This is a genomic window from Pseudoalteromonas sp. NZS71_1, assembly GCF_015864305.1.
Taxonomy (GTDB): Bacteria; Pseudomonadota; Gammaproteobacteria; order Enterobacterales; family Alteromonadaceae; genus Pseudoalteromonas; species Pseudoalteromonas arctica.
Window position 1 is genome coordinate 36,115 of sequence record NZ_JADYXM010000001.1, and the last position, 17,909, is coordinate 54,023.

General features: G+C 39.9%; 10 protein-coding genes. 5 read left to right on the forward strand and 5 right to left on the reverse strand.

What is annotated here, in order from left to right:
- The 3 genes from I6F43_RS00195 to I6F43_RS00205 all read right to left on the reverse strand — a co-directional run bounded on the left by I6F43_RS00195 (position 1) and on the right by I6F43_RS00205 (position 5,210).
- Complete coding sequence (locus I6F43_RS00195) at positions 1 to 3,651, reverse strand: SbcC/MukB-like Walker B domain-containing protein (protein ID WP_165726419.1); 3,651 nt, start codon at positions 3,649 to 3,651, stop codon at positions 1 to 3.
- Positions 3,648 to 4,895 (reverse strand): exonuclease SbcCD subunit D C-terminal domain-containing protein, encoded by a 1,248-nt coding sequence (locus I6F43_RS00200; protein WP_197100388.1) that lies wholly within the window; start codon positions 4,893 to 4,895, stop codon positions 3,648 to 3,650. The genes I6F43_RS00195 and I6F43_RS00200 overlap by 4 nt, the downstream gene beginning before the upstream one ends.
- Before the next feature lie 78 nt (positions 4,896 to 4,973).
- Positions 4,974 to 5,210: a hypothetical protein gene (locus I6F43_RS00205; protein ID WP_002959190.1), complete on the reverse strand. Its 237-nt coding sequence runs from the start codon at positions 5,208 to 5,210 to the stop codon at positions 4,974 to 4,976.
- 579 nt (positions 5,211 to 5,789) lie between these two features.
- Between I6F43_RS00205 and I6F43_RS00210 the strand changes: the two genes are divergently transcribed.
- From I6F43_RS00210 to I6F43_RS00225, 4 genes are all read left to right on the forward strand, one after another.
- A complete protein-coding gene (locus I6F43_RS00210) occupies positions 5,790 to 8,237 on the forward strand; it encodes a M1 family metallopeptidase (RefSeq protein ID WP_165721980.1) in 2,448 nt (815 codons plus the stop codon).
- Positions 8,237 to 8,731: a DUF6702 family protein gene (locus I6F43_RS00215; protein ID WP_007583614.1), complete on the forward strand. Its 495-nt coding sequence runs from the start codon at positions 8,237 to 8,239 to the stop codon at positions 8,729 to 8,731. The genes I6F43_RS00210 and I6F43_RS00215 overlap by 1 nt, the downstream gene beginning before the upstream one ends.
- 322 nt (positions 8,732 to 9,053) lie before the next feature.
- Positions 9,054 to 9,671 carry an HAD family hydrolase gene (locus I6F43_RS00220; RefSeq protein ID WP_007583617.1) on the forward strand — a complete coding sequence of 206 codons (618 nt, stop codon included), beginning with the start codon at positions 9,054 to 9,056 and terminating at the stop codon, positions 9,669 to 9,671.
- 133 nt (positions 9,672 to 9,804) lie between these two features.
- The gene (locus I6F43_RS00225) at positions 9,805 to 10,530 is read left to right on the forward strand and encodes a YebC/PmpR family DNA-binding transcriptional regulator (RefSeq protein ID WP_007583619.1); all 726 of its coding nucleotides are present in this window, start codon (positions 9,805 to 9,807) and stop codon (positions 10,528 to 10,530) included.
- A 209-nt stretch (positions 10,531 to 10,739) separates the two neighbouring features.
- Here I6F43_RS00225 and I6F43_RS00230 read toward each other — a convergent pair whose 3' ends face one another.
- On the reverse strand, positions 10,740 to 12,929 hold the full coding sequence (locus tag I6F43_RS00230; protein ID WP_197100389.1) for a malate synthase G: 2,190 nt from the start codon (positions 12,927 to 12,929) through the stop codon (positions 10,740 to 10,742).
- Between the two features lie 403 nt (positions 12,930 to 13,332).
- Here I6F43_RS00230 and I6F43_RS00235 point away from each other — a divergent pair, with 403 nt between their 5' ends.
- The gene (locus tag I6F43_RS00235; protein WP_007583624.1) at positions 13,333 to 14,934 is read left to right on the forward strand and encodes an isocitrate lyase; all 1,602 of its coding nucleotides are present in this window, start codon (positions 13,333 to 13,335) and stop codon (positions 14,932 to 14,934) included.
- An 816-nt stretch (positions 14,935 to 15,750) separates the two neighbouring features.
- On the opposite strand, the gene I6F43_RS00240 is transcribed toward I6F43_RS00235, so the two are convergent.
- Positions 15,751 to 17,769, reverse strand: a complete 2,019-nt coding sequence (locus I6F43_RS00240) for a S9 family peptidase (protein ID WP_197100390.1) — start codon at positions 17,767 to 17,769, stop codon at positions 15,751 to 15,753.
- Positions 17,770 to 17,909: the final 140 nt, after the last annotated feature.

The window sequence follows — 17,909 nt, forward strand, 5'->3', positions numbered from 1 at the left end:
TTATAAAACTTCAACTGTGGAATATCCACCTGGCTTTTTGGCTACATGCACTTGAGTGGCTACACGCTCGCTCATTTGTGTTACGTGCGATATAACGCCTACTTTTCTGCCTTGTGCTTGCAAAGAATCCAAAGCGTCCATTGCAATGCTTAGGGTTTCGCTGTCTAACGTACCAAACCCTTCGTCAATAAACAAAGAATTGATTTGTACTTTGTTTGACGAAAGCGATGCTAAACCAAGTGCAAGTGCGAGCGATACTAAAAATGACTCCCCGCCTGAGAGTGTATTAACAGAGCGTTGCTCGTCGGCCATGTCGCGGTCAATAATTGCAATGTCGAGTGTTTGCGCTATGGCGGTTAATTCGTAGCGTTTATTGAGCGTTTTTAAATGGCTGTTGGCATAATGCAGTAATATTTTTAACGTTTGTGTTTGCGCTAAGTTACGCATGGTTTTACCCGTTGCATCACCCAAGACTTTATTAAGCAAATGCCACTGTTCAACCAGCGTTTTAAGTTTAGTTAACTCAGCCTGCTTACCTTCAAGCGCTTTTGCGTTTTGGTTGTGTTGCTCAATAGCGGTATTAGTTGCTAGTAATGAATTTTGCAGCTGCGTTTGTTGCTCGTTTAAGCTGCTTAGTTGCGTACTTAAAGCCTCTGCACTTTGCGTTGGTTTATCGCTACTGTTGTGTTTTTCAAGCGTAAGTTGCTGCTGTTTTAATGCGGCGTTTGCATCTGTTAGGGCTTGAGTTAACTGCTCGTGCTGAGTTAAATGCGCTTTAATAGTCTCGCTACTAAGCGTTAGTAAAATTTTGACCTGTTCGTGCGTTGCATTGCTATATTGCGCTTTAAAGTCAGTAAACCACTGGTTATAACGTGCCTCAAGCGTTGCTAGCTCTTGGCTGTTTTCAAGTAAGCGTTGCTCTACATTTTTAAGCGTTATGGCGTGCTCATCTCGTTGTTTTATAGCGTCGTCATATGCTTTTTGACTCGCTTGAACCTGCGATTGCAGTTGCTCTTGCGCACTTGTAAGTTTTGCTTGGTAGTCGTCTGCACTTATTTGCTCGTTATTAAATAAAGCTAAGCGCTCACTTTGTACAGTGCTTAGTAAATTTTTAGCTTTTACAAGCTCTTCATTAAGTGCTTTTAACGACTGCTCGTTGTTACTTATAAGCGGTGTGAGCTGCTTTATTTGTTCATTAGCTGTGTCTTGACGTTTTTGGCTTTGCTCAAGTTGCGTTTGAGTTTGCTGATACTGCGTAACCTGCTCGTGCAGCTCGCTAAGTTCAAGCGTATTGGCTTGTAGTTGCTGCCAAAAATCACTATTTTCAAATTGGCTATTGAGCGTTGTACCGAGCTCGTTAATTTGCGCACTAAGCTCGCTTTGCTTACTCGTTATTTGGTTTTGCTGATGTGTAAGCTCAAGGTGTTTATTACTAAGTTGCTGCTGTACTTGCTGCTCTGCTTTAAGTGCTGCAAGTAGCTCATTTACTTTAGTTTGCAGTGTACGTTGACGTTTTTGCTGCTCAAAGTATTGCGCTTTTTGCTCCGTTAACTGCTTATAAGTTACTTCAAGCTGATCAGGCGTTAAGTCGTTAAGCTCTGTACGTGCGCCTTGCATGGTATTTTTAATGTCGAGCTGTTTGGCTTTTGCTGTTTGTATTACTTGCTCAAGTTGTCCGTGTTCAGCAGTTAATACGGCGTGTTGAGTTTGGTGCTTATGCAGCTCGCTTTGTGCATGGTCAAATTGCTTTTTAGCTATATTAAAAGCATTTTCAAAATCAGTAATTAAGTTATTTAATTGCTGATTTTGATTTACCGCATACGGGTGCTCAGTTGCGCCGCACACTAAACAAGGCTCATTAGGGCGAAGCTCTGTGCGTAAATGTTCTACGTTTTCGCTGGCTCTTAAGCGCGCTTGGTTGAGTGCGTACTCGCTACCTTTAAGCGCTTGCTCGCTGGTTATTAAATGCTGATTAAGTAAAGCATGGGCTTGCTGGCTTTCATTTAACTGCTGATTAAGTACTTGTTGGCGTTGAGTGCTTTGTTTTAGTTCTGCGTTAAATTGCCCGTAGCGCTCTCGCTGCTCTTTTAAGTAATCAATACTTTTTAGCTGCGCGTCGCAGTGCTCTGCATTAAATTCATTAAGCTGAGTATTTAATGCCTGTAAAGTTGATTGCTCACCACTAAGTGCCACCTCGCACTGCTGCACTTTATTATTTTGCGCATTTAAAAGATCGCTCTGACTTGCAAGCTCGCTATTAAGAGTTTGGCTTTGTGCAAGGTTTGCGGTTAATTGCTGCTGTGCATTTAAGTAGGTATTAAAGCTTTGCTGATAGTAGCTCCAGTCTTTTGCTAAAACATGCAGCTGTGCATGCTCATTAAGCCATTGCTGGCTTTTAGTTGATTCGGTATTAGCGAGTTCAAGCTCGCTATTGCTTTGTTTAAGCTGCTGTGTGAACTCATCAAACTGAGATTGCTCTTTGGTTATTTGCGACTCAGTACCTTTTACAGCTTGAGTTTGCAAGGCAATATTGCTGTCGAGCTCTCGCGCTTTAGCTATAACGGGCGCTGCATTTTGTTTTTGCTCATTGGCGTTATTAAGCAGCTCGGTATGCTTAGTAAGCGCGGTATTACGCTCGTTAATTACCGCTAAATGATCAACACTTTTAAGCGATGTTATTTGCTGATCCAAAGCCGTATTTTGATCGGTTAACAAATTAAAACGGCTGCGGTTATCTTTTATTTCAAGCGCCTGCTTGGCTTGTTTTGCCTGCTCGCTTTGTGAGGTAATACTTTCAAGCGCTGAGCTTGCTTGTTGCTGGGTTTGCTGTGCTTGCAGTAAGTTTTGCTCAAGTACTGTAGCTTGCTGATACCAGTTAAGTGCTTTTTCGGTTTTGGATAGCTCTTTTTTAGTGTGTTCGGTTTGCGCTTTTAAATCGGTTAACTTGGTTTGTTGTAGCTCAAGTTCTTCTGGTGCTAGCAAAGTATAGCTTTGAAGGCCTGCTTTAAGCGCTTCAAGCTTTGCTACTTGCTCTTTATGACGTTCAAAAATACGCACGCCAATACGGCTAAATTTATCGGTACCTGTTAAGCACTCTAAAAGTTGCGCTCGCTCATCGCCAGTGGCTTTTAAAAACGCAGCAAACTCATGTTGTGCTAAAAGTACGGCACGGGAGAACTGCTCAAAGTTAAGCCCTATTTTACTCTCGACTTCTTTTATTGTGTGGCTTTTGTCAGCTATAAGGGTTTCGTCTGGCAGGGTTACTAAAGTGTGCTCTGCTACTTTAAGTTTGCCTGTTACTTTTTTATGGGTCCGTGCAATTGTATAGCGCGCACGATAAAGCTGTTTATCTTGTCCTAAAAAGTCGACCTCGGCGTAGCCTTCCCATGTACCTCTGCGTAGCAAGTTTCGCGCATCATTAAGCTTAATGCTGTCGCCGTTAAACTCAATTAAGTTACCTTTATCACCGCGCAGCCTCGCTGTTTTTGTATAAAGGGCTAAACAAATGGCATCTAAAAAGGTACTTTTACCAGCGCCAGTATCGCCAGTAATGGCAAATAGACCTGCGTCTTTTAATGGAGCTTTAGTAAAATCTATTTCAGCGTCAACTATTGAGGCTAAATTATGAATACGAACTGCGGTTATTTTCATAGTTGTTCCTGCTCCGTTAGCTCGTTTATCACGTCACTTAAAAGTGCTTTTAGCTCATCGGGTACGCTTTGCCCTGCCATGTCTTTATCGTTTGCGAATGCTTGTTCTAATAGGTTTAGTGGATTGAGCATTTCAACTTCGCTTAAATCTTCAAATACGGTGTTGTCGTCATTTTGCGCTGATTGCTCACGTACACGTTCAATACCACAAAATTTAATATGCTTGCCTTCAAGTGCTTGTTCTATTTGTTCTCTGAAGGTGGTGTCGGTATCGCTTGATTTAAGCTTTACACGTAAATAAGGCGCTATTATATTTTGTGCGGTGTCGAGCGCTTTAATTTGCTCGCATAGTTCGCTTAATGGTACACACTCCCCTTTTGGTAAAATAATCACATCGGCAGAGCGCGGAATGTAAAGGGGGTTTACAGTTGTACTAATATGTTGTTTTTCATCAATAATAAACTCAACAACATTTACTTGGTGCGTGTAGTTACGTTCTGAAAACGACATAGGGATAGGTGTGCCGCTGTATCGAATAACATCACTTTTAGCGACTTGTTGCGCTTTGTGTAAGTGCCCAAGAGCGACGTAGTTGGCTTGTTTACCAAATACATTAGCAGAAATAGACTCTTCACCACCTATTACTAAGTTACGCTCAGAATCACTTGAAATATCCCCGCCTTTTGCGTGTAAATGCCCCATAACTATTAATGGTGAGTTTTGCTCGTTTATATTAGTAGCTTGCTCTAGTGCAAGTTCGTAAGCTTTTGAAACGCCTTGAGCATAACTAGGGCCGCTTTCGGTTTGGCTAAGTAAACTTACATCACTTGCGCGTAAAAATGGCATAGCGACGATTACAGCGCGTTTACCATTGGTATTTATGGTAATAACAGTTTCATCGAGTGTTGCGACATCAAAGCGCCCTACTACGTGAGTATCAAACTGTGCAAGTAATGGCTGAGCTGCCAAAATACGATTTGCAGAGTCGTGGTTACCCGCAATAATCACTACGTGTAATAGTGGGCATGCTTTTTTGGCGTCTTTAATAAATTGATAAAGCTGATTTTCGGCGCTAGCACTTGGTGTCGCTGTATGATAAATATCGCCCGCAACTAAAAGTAAGTCTATTTGTTGTTCAACAAGAGTGGCTAATAACCATGTAAAAAAAGCTTGATGTTCAACACGGCGATCGTGTTCGTAAAATTGTTGGCCAAGGTGCCAATCTGAGGTGTGGAGGACTTTCATGTCGCGCTCTTAATAAAACCGTAAGAGCGCCAATATACCCAAGGCTGTTAAAGATGCAAGCCTAAGGCATGCATTACGTTAGGTTAAACTGTACCAAGCTGAAAAAACAACCGGTAATGCTAAAAGTGCCATTAATAATGGAATTTTTAACGTTTTAGTTTGTTTTGCGTGTAGCGCCTTTAGTGCATTAGTTTCGTTGCACGCTGCTACTTTATCGATATAAAAATAACCCGAATCGAGATACTGCTTACAGTTATTCTCACTTGCTGGAATCGCAATTAGTTCTTGTTGTTTTTTTAGGATGTAAAAATCCATAAGCCCACCGCATTTCTTGCTAGTAATCGATATTAATTTGAGGATAAATGTGACGAATTTATTTGCCTCAAATAAAAAGGTTGGCGATTTTAAATATAAACAGCACTAAAGATCAACCTAAAATTACACTATTTGTCATTTATCGTACAAATAGCGAATATTAATGAAGTTCGGCAATATTTGAGCCAATTATTTACTCGTTTCACTGTGTTTTTGTTCAGTAGAAAGGGCTTTTAGGCCATTTTACTTGTTGCGAATTAGTAATACTTATACGTAGGATTAATGGTTTACCTGGTAATGCCAAAGCAATACTTTTTTAGCAATATATATAAAATGAATGATATTTTTTTAAGTTCTGGGACTTTGTATTTAACCGATCAAAACCATTATTAAAACCCAATTTTGTAAACCCCCTTTACAGTTTTTATCTATTCGTATTTTGTTACAAAATAATTGTATTTTTCAATCTAAAAAACTAAGTGAACATCACCCTAAAAATACGGTACTTGGTCGCTAATTTATTGAAGCTAACTGGTATATTTGTCAAAGTACGCTCACAAAATTATATTAGGACTAACAATGAAAAAAATAGGTCTTACGCTAAGTGCTTTTGTATTGCCGTTCGCAATATCGAGTGCAGCTATGGCGTCTTCGGTTGAGCAAACAAAAGGTTCTTTTGTTGATAAATTTCGTCAATTAGACGAAGCACTTCCTACACCCAATGTTTATCGTAGTGCCGCTGGCGAACCCGGTGAAAAATACTGGCAGCAACGTGTAAATTACGATATTGATGTGAAGCTAGATGAAAAAAAGCACCGCATTACCGGTAGCCAAAGCATTGAATATAAAAATAACTCACCACATACGCTTAAATATTTATGGTTACAGTTAGATCAAAATATTTTTAAAAGTGACTCTATTGCCGAAACAACTAAAACGTTTAAAAGCACTTTAGAAAGCCTACCAGCTCAAAAGCCCGCTAAATTAAGTTTAGGCGACTTACGCCGTCAGCAATTTATGAGCGACAACGAACTGGGTTATACAATCAGTGGCGTAAAAGATGACGATGGTAAAGAGCTACGCGTAACTGTAGTTGATACCTTAATGCGCATCGATTTAAACGAGCCATTAAAGCCAGGTAAAGAAGTAGAATTTAGCATGAACTTTGCCTTCAACATTGTTGAAGAAGATGCAGTGGGTGCACGTTCTGGTTACGAGCACTTTGAAGAAGACGGCAACGACATATTCTTAATTGCTCAGTGGTTTCCTCGTTTAGCGGCTTATACCGATTACGAAGCATGGACAAACAAGCCGTTTTTAGGCTCAGGTGAGTTTACGCTTGAGTTTGGTGATTACGATGTTGAGATTACTGTTCCGGCAGATCACATTGTATCGGCAACAGGTAAACTTGATAACGCGAGCAAAGTACTTACAAGTACTCAGCGTAAACGTTTAAAGCAAGCCGAAACATCTAAGCGTCCTGTGTTTATTGTTAACGCAGAAGAAGCGCTAGAAAACGAAAAAGAAGGCACCGACAAAACTAAAACGTGGCACTTTAAAGCGCAAAATGTACGTGACTTTGCTTGGGCGTCGTCTCGTAAGTTTATGTGGGATGCAAAGGGTTATCAGCAAGGTGGTGACGTTCAACCTTTAGTTATGGCAATGTCGTTCTTCCCTAAAGAAGGTGGTGACTTATGGGAGAAGTACTCAACTGAAGCGGTAGTACACACAATGGAAGTGTACTCTAAGTATTCTTTTGACTACCCATACCCAACTGCGCAATCGGTAAATGGCCCTGTTGGCGGTATGGAATACCCAATGATTACCTTTAACGGCCCGCGTACTAAGTTACAAGATGATGGTACACGTACTTATTCTCAAGCTGAAAAGCGCTTTTTACTTGGCGTAGTTATTCATGAAGTGGGTCATATTTACTTTCCAATGATTGTTAACTCAGATGAGCGCCAATGGACGTGGATGGATGAAGGCTTAAACAGCTTTTTAGATGGCGTTGCTGGTCGTGAATGGGATCCTACTATTCCTTGGGGTGTTGAGCCTCGCGATATAGTGAGCTACATGAAGTCTGAAAACCAAGTACCTGTTATGACTCAGTCAGACAGTGTATTACGCTTAGGTCCTAATGCTTATACTAAACCTGCAGCAGCCCTTAATATTTTACGTGAAGTAATTTTAGGCCGTGACTTATTCGACTTTGCATTTAAAGAGTATGCTCAGCGCTGGAAATACAAGCGCCCTACTCCAGCTGATTTTTTCCGTACAATGGAAGAAGCCTCTGGTGTTGATTTAGATTGGTTTTGGCGTGGCTGGTTTTACACCACAGACCATGTAGATATCTCTTTAGATAAAGTATATCAACTACGTTTAGACACTAAAAACCCTGATATTGATTACAGCCGTTTACGTGATATTGAAGCAGACAAACCTACTTCATTATTTGTTGAGCGTAACCGCGCACAAGGTAAAAAAACATGGGTTGAGAAAAACTCTGATGTTACCGATTTTTATGACGAAAACGACCGTTTTACTGTAACCAATAAAGAACGTAACTCGTACAATAAGTTTTTAAAAGGCTTAGAGCCGTGGGAGCGTAAAACGCTTGAGCGTGCTTTAGAAGAAGATAAAAACTATTACGTTATGGAATTTTCAAACCTTGGTGGTTTGGTAATGCCTATTTTATTAGAACTAACATATGAAGATGGCACTAAAGAAGAGCGCTATATTCCTGCTGAAATTTGGCGTCGTAATTATAAGAACGTTCAAAAGCTGATTGTTACCGATAAAAACAAACCGCTTGTATCAGTTACTGTCGATCCAGGCTGGGAAACAGCTGACGTAGATGTTGAAAACAATAACTACCCTCGTCGTATTATTCCTTCACGTATTGAAGTGTTTAAAAAGGAAAAGAGTAAAGCTAAAGTAAGTCGCGATATCATGCAAGATATTAAAACTGAGCTTAAAACTGATGAGAAGAAAGACGAAAAGGATGACGGTGAGGAGCAGCAATAATGCGCTTTTTGCTTATTATTGTTTGCCTTTTAGTTGCTGCGCCAAGTATGGCGCATCAACTAAAATCGTCAGTTACAACCGTGCTTTTTAATAAACGAACGCATAATGTTGAATTAATGCATCGCTTTTATTTACATGATACCGAACACGCCGTAGGAACATTGTTTAAAGGCAAAATTGATATTATTAGTAATAAAGCCGACCAACAACGTTTTGCTAAGTATGTTGAATCGCATGTTGCTCTACAAACGTTAAGTGGTGAACCTTTACCACTTAACTTTGTGGGAGCACAAGTTGATGGTAAGTTTTTTTGGGTTTACCAAGAAGCACCAATTCCTGAAAACATTGAAGGAATTAAAATGAGTAATGGCGCACTTCGTGATTTATGGCCATCTCAGGTAAATATGGTAAACGTTGAGGGCAAAGGTAAGATTAAAACTTTAAACTTTGCTCAAGATGATACTTGGCTCGAAGCCCGCTTTGAGCAAAATTAATATTTAAAACTTCCCCAACCGACGCGCACAGCAGTTGTTTATGTGCGCGTTTTCTTCATACGTTTAAACTGCGTTCATGTTTGATCTGTTATTTGTAAATTTACGTAAAATTTGTGAGTTCAATTTGTATATTTACTTTTTTTTGCGCATGATATATCAAGCACTTAAATTACTTTGTTATCAATAGATTGATAATGGTGCGTATTAATATTTAAATATAGTTAGTTTCATTTATCCCTTTGTATTTACCGGCCTAGGGCATAAGCAGTAGAGAATTTTATGTTTAAATTTCATTTAGTAATAACTAAATTCAGGGAATGATATGACTACTCAGGTTGAGGCTATTTTTGGAGTGATTTTTGATTTAGATGGAACATTGGTTTCATCAGAATTAGATTTTGCATTAATAAAGGCCCAAATAGGTTGCCCTTGCGAGCAAGACTTACTTGATTACATTGCTCAGTTGCCCTCACCGTATATGCGTGAAGAGGCAATGAATATAGTTCACCAACACGAATTAATAGATGCACAACATGCCAGTATATTACCTGGTGTGAGTGAAGCTATTCATGCTTTAAAGTCTAAAAATATTCCGATGGCGATTGTTACTCGCAATTTTGATAAAGCAGCGGCAATTAAATTACAAAATAATCCACTCCCTATCAGCACAGTTTTAACGCGAAGCGATGCCCCAGCAAAGCCAGATCCCAGCGCTTTAAATGCCATTGCTACACTTTGGAACATTAACGCCAGAAATTTACTTTATGTAGGCGATTACCTTTACGACATTCAAGCTGCGCACAATGCAAATATGCGCGCGTGTTTATACGCTCCAGAGTCAACGCCTGCTTATGCCGATCAGGCAGATTACGTTTTACATGACTTTGTTGAATTAGTGACATTAGTTGAGAGTTATTCTGAAAAAATAGAGTTATGTTAAATAGCGTACTATTAAATTTATTTAAGAATAAGTGCTACGTTATTTAAATTACAAAATAACGTTTGTTCCTAGCCCAATACGTTTTGAATTGGTAAAATACCGCAAAACGTAACGTATTCATTAGGGGCACAAAATGGGCAGAGCATTTGTAGTTCGTCAAAGTTCTATGATCAAAACAGCCAATGCAAAAACAAAAGTAAACTCAAAGTATGGTAAAGAGATTTACGTTGCAGCAAAAAGTGGCGATCCCGATCCCGAAGTAAATCAAACACTACGCCGTCTAATCGAAAAAGCTAAAAAAGACCAAGTACCCGCACACGTTATTGAAAAAGCAATTGAAAAAGCAGCCGGTGGCGCAGGGGAAGATTACTCTGTTGCCCGTTACGAAGGCTATGGTCCTGGTAATTGCATGGTTATAGTTGACTGTTTAACTGACAATCCGAACCGTACAATTAAAGATGTACGCTTACCGTTTACTAAAACAGACTCAAAAATTGGTACTCCTGGCTGCGTAGCACATATGTTTGATCATTATGCGGTACTTGGCTTTGCGGGTGATGACGACGAAATAGTATTAGAAGCATTAATGATGGCTGATGTTGATGTTAGCGATGTTGAAGCCGAGGACGGTAAAATATCGGTATTTGCACCACCAACAGAATATTTTAAAGCTAAAACTGCCCTTGAAGACGCATTTGAAGGCATTAACTTTGAAGTAGACGAAATTACGTTTATTCCTCAAGTTAATATTGAAATTGAAGACGAAGAAGTTATTGCTAACTTTGATAAGTTTATAAATATGCTTGAAGATTGTGACGATGTACAAAATATTTATCACAATGCCATTGTAAAAAATTAGATTTAATTAGCTAAAGCTTTAAAAAGCGTGTTTTGTGTATGCAAAACACATTTTTTTACGTTTGAATAAATGTTAGATATTCATGTGTATTATGCTTATTTGAATATATATTTTTAAAATGCCTTAAAAGTGATGTTATTCTAATTTTAGGCGATAAAAAACCAGCTTAAAAGCTGGTTTAGCACTTAATCTGAACTTTGCTTAAGCGGTTAAAGCGTATTCGTTTTTTGTGCTTTATATTTTATACGGTAGCTATGTAGTAGTGGTTCAGTGTAACCACTAGGTTGTGTTACCCCCTCCAAAACCAGTGCAAGTGCAGCTTGAAACGCAATGCTGTTATTAAGGGTTTCTTCGTTTATTGCCATGGGTGTATACGCAGCGTCGTGCTCGTTTTGACCATTAACTACTTTGGCCATTTTAGCCATTGTTGATTTTATTTGCGCCTGTGAACACACGCCATTTAGCAACCAATTAGCCATATGCTGGCTTGAAATACGCAGTGTTGCTCTGTCTTCCATTAGCCCGATATGGTTAATGTCGGGTACTTTTGAGCAGCCAACACCTTGATCAATCCAACGTACAACGTAACCTAAAATGCCTTGTGCGTTGTTTTCAAGCTCGCTTTGAATATCTTCTTTTGAAAGCCTTTTAGGGTCTGTCATTAGCGGCGGTGTAAGCAGGTCATTAAGGCTCGCAATAGTTCGCTTGGCTATACTTTGCTGCTCGGTAAATACGTTTATATCGTGATAATGCATTGCATGCAGAGTAGCGGCTGTAGGGGAGGGCACCCATGCAGTATTAGCGCCTGATTTAGGGTGAGCTTGTTTTTGCTCCATCATTAATGCCATTTTATCTGGCATTGGCCACATGCCTTTACCTATTTGTGCTTTATGACTTAAGCCACAAGCAAGGCCAATATCGACGTTGCGATCCTCATAAGCTTGTATCCATGGTTGCTGCTTAATCTGTGCTTTTGGAAGCACAACGCCCGCTTGCATAGAGGTATGAATTTCATCGCCTGTGCGGTCTAAAAATCCAGTATTTATAAATACAACGCGCTCTTTAGCTGCATAAATACAGGCTTTTAGGTTTACAGAAGTACGGCGTTCTTCATCCATAATACCCATTTTAAGCGTGTTTTTAGGTAAGCTTAGCGCTTCCTCTACTAAGCTAAATAAAGTGTTAGTAAACGCTACCTCTTCAGGGCCATGCATTTTTGGTTTTACTATATTAATACTTTGCGCGCTTGAGTTTTTTATACCTGTTTTTTTATTTAGGTCGTGCAGGGCAGCGGTGGCAGTAAACATCGCATCCATAATGCCTTCAAATACCGGTTGATTGTACACATCGGTAATAGCAGGGTTCGTCATTAAATGGCCAACGTTTCTAACAAACATCATGCTACGGCCTTTTAAAGTAACGGTGCCACCATCAAGTGCGGTGTATGTTTTATCACTTTGCAGAGTACGCTCTACAGTTTTATCGCCTTTTTTGAACGATTCAACTAGGTTACCTTGCATCAAACCAAGCCAATTTTTATAAACTTGTACTTTATCTTCTGCATCTACCGCAGCTACAGAATCTTCACAATCCATAATGGTTGTAAGCGCGGCCTCTAGCACTACATCTTTTAAGCCTGCTTTATCTGCTTGGCCAATAATGTGGTGGTGATCGATATGTAGCTCTATGTGTAAATCATTGTTTTTTAATAACACTACGGTTGGGTTTTGTGCTTCTCCTTGATAGCCAATAAGCTGAGATGGGTTAGCTAATGTGGTTTGAGAGCTATCACGTAACGTAATTAAAAGTGCGCCATCTACTACTGAATAATTAGTGCTTTCTATATGCGAGCCATTAGTGAGCGGCAATGCTTTATCTAAAAACTGGCGAGCGTAGGCCATTACCTTAAAACCACGAACAGGATTGTAGGTATTGCCTTTTTCGGCTCCATCGTCTTCGCTTAACACATCTGTACCGTATAAAGCGTCGTATAACGAACCCCAACGTGCGTTAGCGGCATTAAGTGCAAAGCGTGCGTTACTTACAGGCACAACCAACTGAGGACCTGCTGTAAGGGCTACTTCGGGTTCTACATTTTGGGTTTCAATTTCAAAGTTGGTAGGCTCTTTAACTAAATAGCCAATATCTTGCAAAAAGGCATGGTACTTAACGCTATCCCACGTTTTATTAGCAAGATGGTAGTCATCTATTTGCTGTTGAAGCAATTCTCGCTTTTCAAGCAGTGCCTTATTTGTAGGGGTAAGTGTTTGAACTATATGTGCAAAGCTTTGCCAAAATTGATGCTCACTTAAGTGAGTGCCTGGTAGTAATTGATTTTTAACAAAATCAGCGAGTTGTGTGTCTACGCTGAGTCCTGAATGTGTGAGAGTGTGGGACATAATTGCCTTCCTTAAACGGTCGCGATGTTGTTGTGTGCTTATGCGTTAAGGCAACAATAACTCAAAAAGGCAATGTTGAGTGCTTTTTAGCCATTCACAAAATGTATAGCCACAATAACAACTATAAATTTACTAAATCTAGAAAAGGAGCCTAATGTTGAATCAAGCGAAACGGAGCACACACTCCTAGCCACTCTCACAACATTAAAATAATTTATACCAATCTGCTTATGTATGGGGTCTATTTAACGTTAAGAAAATTACGCTAGAGCTAGGCAAAAATTTTTGTATCTAGTTATTCTAAATAAAAAATTTTTAACGACGTTATAGTGCAATTTAATTCGTTAAATTGATCAAAGATTTATGCAGGTTGGTATTACACACTCGTTCGAAGGATTTTATTATGACAACATATCAACGCGAAACAGACACACTCTCTACTCTTTGCCAATCACAAGGCAGCGCATGGAAAGCTATTAACCCTGAATACGCAAGCCGTATGCGTTTACAAAACCGTTTTCGTACAGGGATTGAAATTGCGCAATACACAGCAGACGTTATGCGTGAAGATATGGCTGCATATGACGCCGACACAAGCCTGTACACCCAATCTTTAGGGTGTTGGCATGGCTTTACTGCCCAACAAATGATGATGGCTATTAAGCGCCATCAAAAAACAACTAAACGCAGCTATGTATACTTAAGTGGCTGGATGGTTGCAGCACTTCGCTCTGCATTTGGTCCGCTGCCAGATCAAAGCATGCACGAAAAAACATCGGTACCTGCATTAATTGAAGAAATTTACACATTTTTAAAGCAAGCTGATGCACGTGAACTAGACCACTTGTTTAACGACCTAGATGCAGCAAAAGCGAATGGCGGTGACGTTCAAGCTGTTATTGATAAAATAGACAACTTTGAAACTCATGTTGTGCCAATTATTGCTGATATTGACGCAGGTTTTGGTAACGAAGAAGCAACTTACTTACTGGCTAAAAAAATGATTGAAGCCGGTGCGTGTGCCATTCAAATAGAAAACCAAGTATCTGACGCCAAACAATGTGGTCACCAAGCGGGTAAGGTGACCGTTCCACACGAAGACTTTTTAGCAAAGATTAACGCTGTACGTTACGCCTTTTTAGAACTTGGTATTGATAACGGTATTATTGTGGCACGTACAGATTCATTAGGTGCAAGCCTTACTCAAAAAGTACCTGTGTCGCAAACACCAGGTGACTTAGCAAGCCAATACAATGCATTTTTAGAAACGACGCCAATTAACGGTGTCGATGACTTGAATGAAGGCGACACAGCAATGAAAATTAATGGCCAGTTATGTAAACCAACTCGCCTAGATAACGGTTTATTTCAATTCCGCGAAGGCACTGAAAAAGACCGCGTAGTACTAGATTGTATTACGAGCTTGCAGTCGGGCGCTGATTTACTGTGGATTGAAACAGAAAAACCTCATGTTAAGCAAATTGCAGAACTGGTAAATCGTGTAAAAGAACACGTGCCAAATGCAAAACTGGTATACAACAACTCGCCTTCGTTTAACTGGACGCTTAAGTTTCGTGAGCAAGTGTATCAAGAGTGGGAAGAAGCAGGCCGTGACCTTAGTGCTTACCCAAGCCTTGGCGACAATAAAGGCCTTATGGCACCAGAAATGGATGCAACAGAACTTGCGCAAGCAGCCGATTTACTAGTGCAAAACTTCCAGCGCGATGGCGCACGTGAAGCAGGTATTTTCCATCACTTAATTACTCTGCCTACGTACCATACAGCTGCGTTGAGCACTGATATTTTATCAGAAGGTTATTTTGGCGATATGGGTATGCTGGCTTATGTACGTGATGTACAACGCCAAGAAATTCGCCGTGAGCAAGCTTCTGTTAAGCACCAAGACCTAGCAGGGTCTAACATGGGCGATACGCACAAAGAATACTTCTCTGGTGATAACGCGCTAAAAGCCGGTGGTGAAGACAACACCATGAACCAGTTTTAATTTCTAACTAGATAGTGTTACTCAAGGGCCAATAGGCCCTTTTTTATTGCTTTAAGTAAAGTTAGAACATTGAAGCATAATTACAGATCAGACTTTAACTAGGGCGTGTTGATCTTTGTGGATTGAAATTTGTTCAATCTAGGGGCGATTAAATCGCGGCGCGAGGTTTGTAACCTAGTGGGCTAAGTAAAAACCGAGCAACAAAGAGTTTATCGTCCCTAGAAAGAACCCAAAGGGCAGCGCATGTTTGGTATTTATGCTACGTTATCGCCTATTCATGGGGAATAACCACACTACATAAGCTCCGCCTTGCCTAAAAACCAAACATACTGCTGCAAATTAACCCACCAAAGTTCAACACGCCCTTGCCAAATCATGTTGGATCACTATTTAACTACCTGAGTGGATTTACAGATCAGAGTTTAACTAACCTTTCATAAAACGGCATATTTGGGGTGATTTTGCTGTAGAAAGCGTTTACAACAACTTTAAAAGGCAGGTAAGTGACTGATTTTTGCTTTAATAGGCAAACTTAGCGAATTTATAAACCGATTTTTTACTAACTTCTCTGTGCTATAAAACAAAATTTTACTAACTGATAGGCTATAAACAGTGACTCAAACCGATTTTTTACCAACTCAAGTTACAAAAAATGCTATAAACCGAAATTTTACTAACTGAAGTTTTAGCTAAGTCCGATATTTAACTGTCACAGAAGTGTAAAGGGGGTTTACAGTTTGAATACTAAGGCGGTAAATACAAAAGCCACTTATTTGAAGTGGCTTTTATTTGAGCTATAAATTAATTACCCAGAGTTTATTTAGTGTGTTTATCAAACCACCATTGAATATAAGCTACTTTAGTCATTAAGTTTGATGGACGAGCTGTAATACCATGCGATGCATTAGGAATGCGCACCATTGCAGTATCAACGCCTTGTAGTTTTAATGCCTGATAAAACTGCTCAGTTTCTGATATTGGTGTACGGTAGTCAGATTCGCCAGTGAGCAACATAGTAGGAGTTTTAACGTTTCCAACATAACTAATAGGCGAGCGCTTCATGTAATGCTCAATGTGATCCCACGGTTTACCCGGAAACCAGTAATCAGCAAAAAACGGGTAAAAATCTGCAGTTAGTACAAAACTGATCCAATTAATAACAGGCTTAGCAACTACAGCTGCAGCAAAGCGATCTGTATGACCCACAATCCAAGCTGTTAATACACCGCCACCAGAGCCACCGGTTACAAACAATTTAGACTCGTCAATAAAGCCTTTCGCTATTAGCGTATCAACGCCTGTCATTAAGTCATCAAAATCGTTACTTGGATAATTATGATGAATAGTTTGTGCAAACTCTTTACCGTATGAATCACTGCCACGTGGGTTCATGTATAAAACGACATTTCCTTTGGCTGCAAACAGCTGAATTTCAGCGCTAAAGTGTGGACCGTAATTAGCTACTGGACCGCCATGTATTTCTAGTATTAGCGGATATTTTTTGCTGCTGTCAAATTCTGGTGGGTAAGCAATCCATCCTTGAATAGGTAACTCATCGTGACTTGATTTAATCCAAATTTCTTCCACTTTAGCCAAAGCTTTGTCGCCCAATGCATCTGCATTAAGGGTAGTTAAACGCTGCGCTTTACCGCGTTTAATTGTTGCTATATCAGCAGGACGCTGAGTATCTGCAAGGGTAAAGGCTACTTCGCCACCTTCGCTTACATCAAAGTCGCCACCAGAATAAGGGCGACCAAAGGCAACACTGCCAATTTGGGTTGTTATAATTTTACGCTTGCCGCTGCGTGGTTGATAGGCGAGGGCAGTTTGACCTTTATCTGCATAGCTAAAGTATATGCCTTTGGAGTTTGCACTCCATTTTATTTGACCTACGCTACGATCAAAATCTGGCGTTAAGCTAGTTGTGTTACCTGTTTTTAAATCACGAATATAAAGCTGAGCGTTTTCGTAGTTAGTGCGTTTATCATCGTAACCTGTGTACGCTAAGTAACGACCATCGGGCGATACTTTAGGCTGCTCGTCAGGTCCGTTTCGGTCAGTAACTTTAGTTATATTTTGTGTGGCTAACTCGAGTTGATAGATTTCACTGTTTGTGGGTTTTAGCTGGTTGTTTGTGTGCCTGTTCGCAGAAAAATAAAGCGACTTACCATCGTTACTAAAACTTACATCGCCTGCGTTATCAAATTCATCATGAGTGAGTTGTTTGGCATTACCACCGTTAGCGTCTATGGAAAATAATTGGCTAAAACCTTTTTGCGTATAACCGCCACCATCTGAGCGATAATAAACATCATCAATAAATTTTGCGGGCTCTGCCCACGTTGCATCTTTTGGTTTGCCCGGTAAGCTTACTGGCGCTGAATTAGCGCTTGGAACAAACATGCTAAATATTAATTGGTTAGAATCAGGGTTCCATGTAATCGAACGTGGACTACTCGTTAAGTTACTAATTTTTGCCATAGCACCTGTTTTAAGCCATTTTATATATATTTGGCTGCTGCCATCGCGAGTTGATATAAACGCAAGGCGTTGACCATCAGGAGAGAGTACTGGCGAATAATCCATATGCACGCCAGAGGTTAGCGGTTGCATTTGTTTGGTTTTGTAATCAACAGACCAAATATTACCAACTTTGCGATCTGTTTTTATATCCATGCGGTTACGCACAAAATAAACAGTTTTACCGTCTTCGGTTATATCTATTTGATTGGCATATTCTAAATTAAACACGTCTTGCAGTTGTAGTGTATTTGTTTCAGCGTAGGCTAAATTGCTACAGCCTAAAATGAGGCTAAGTGTTAAAAGCTTTTTCATTTTAATCCCTGTTGTTACTTTTTTAATTTGCTAAGTAGTTATATGTTAGGGATTATTAAATTAACAGTAGGATGCGATGAAGCTCTTATTTAACTCTATGAGTTAAAGCTGTAAAGGGGGTTTACAGCTTCTATTTGAGG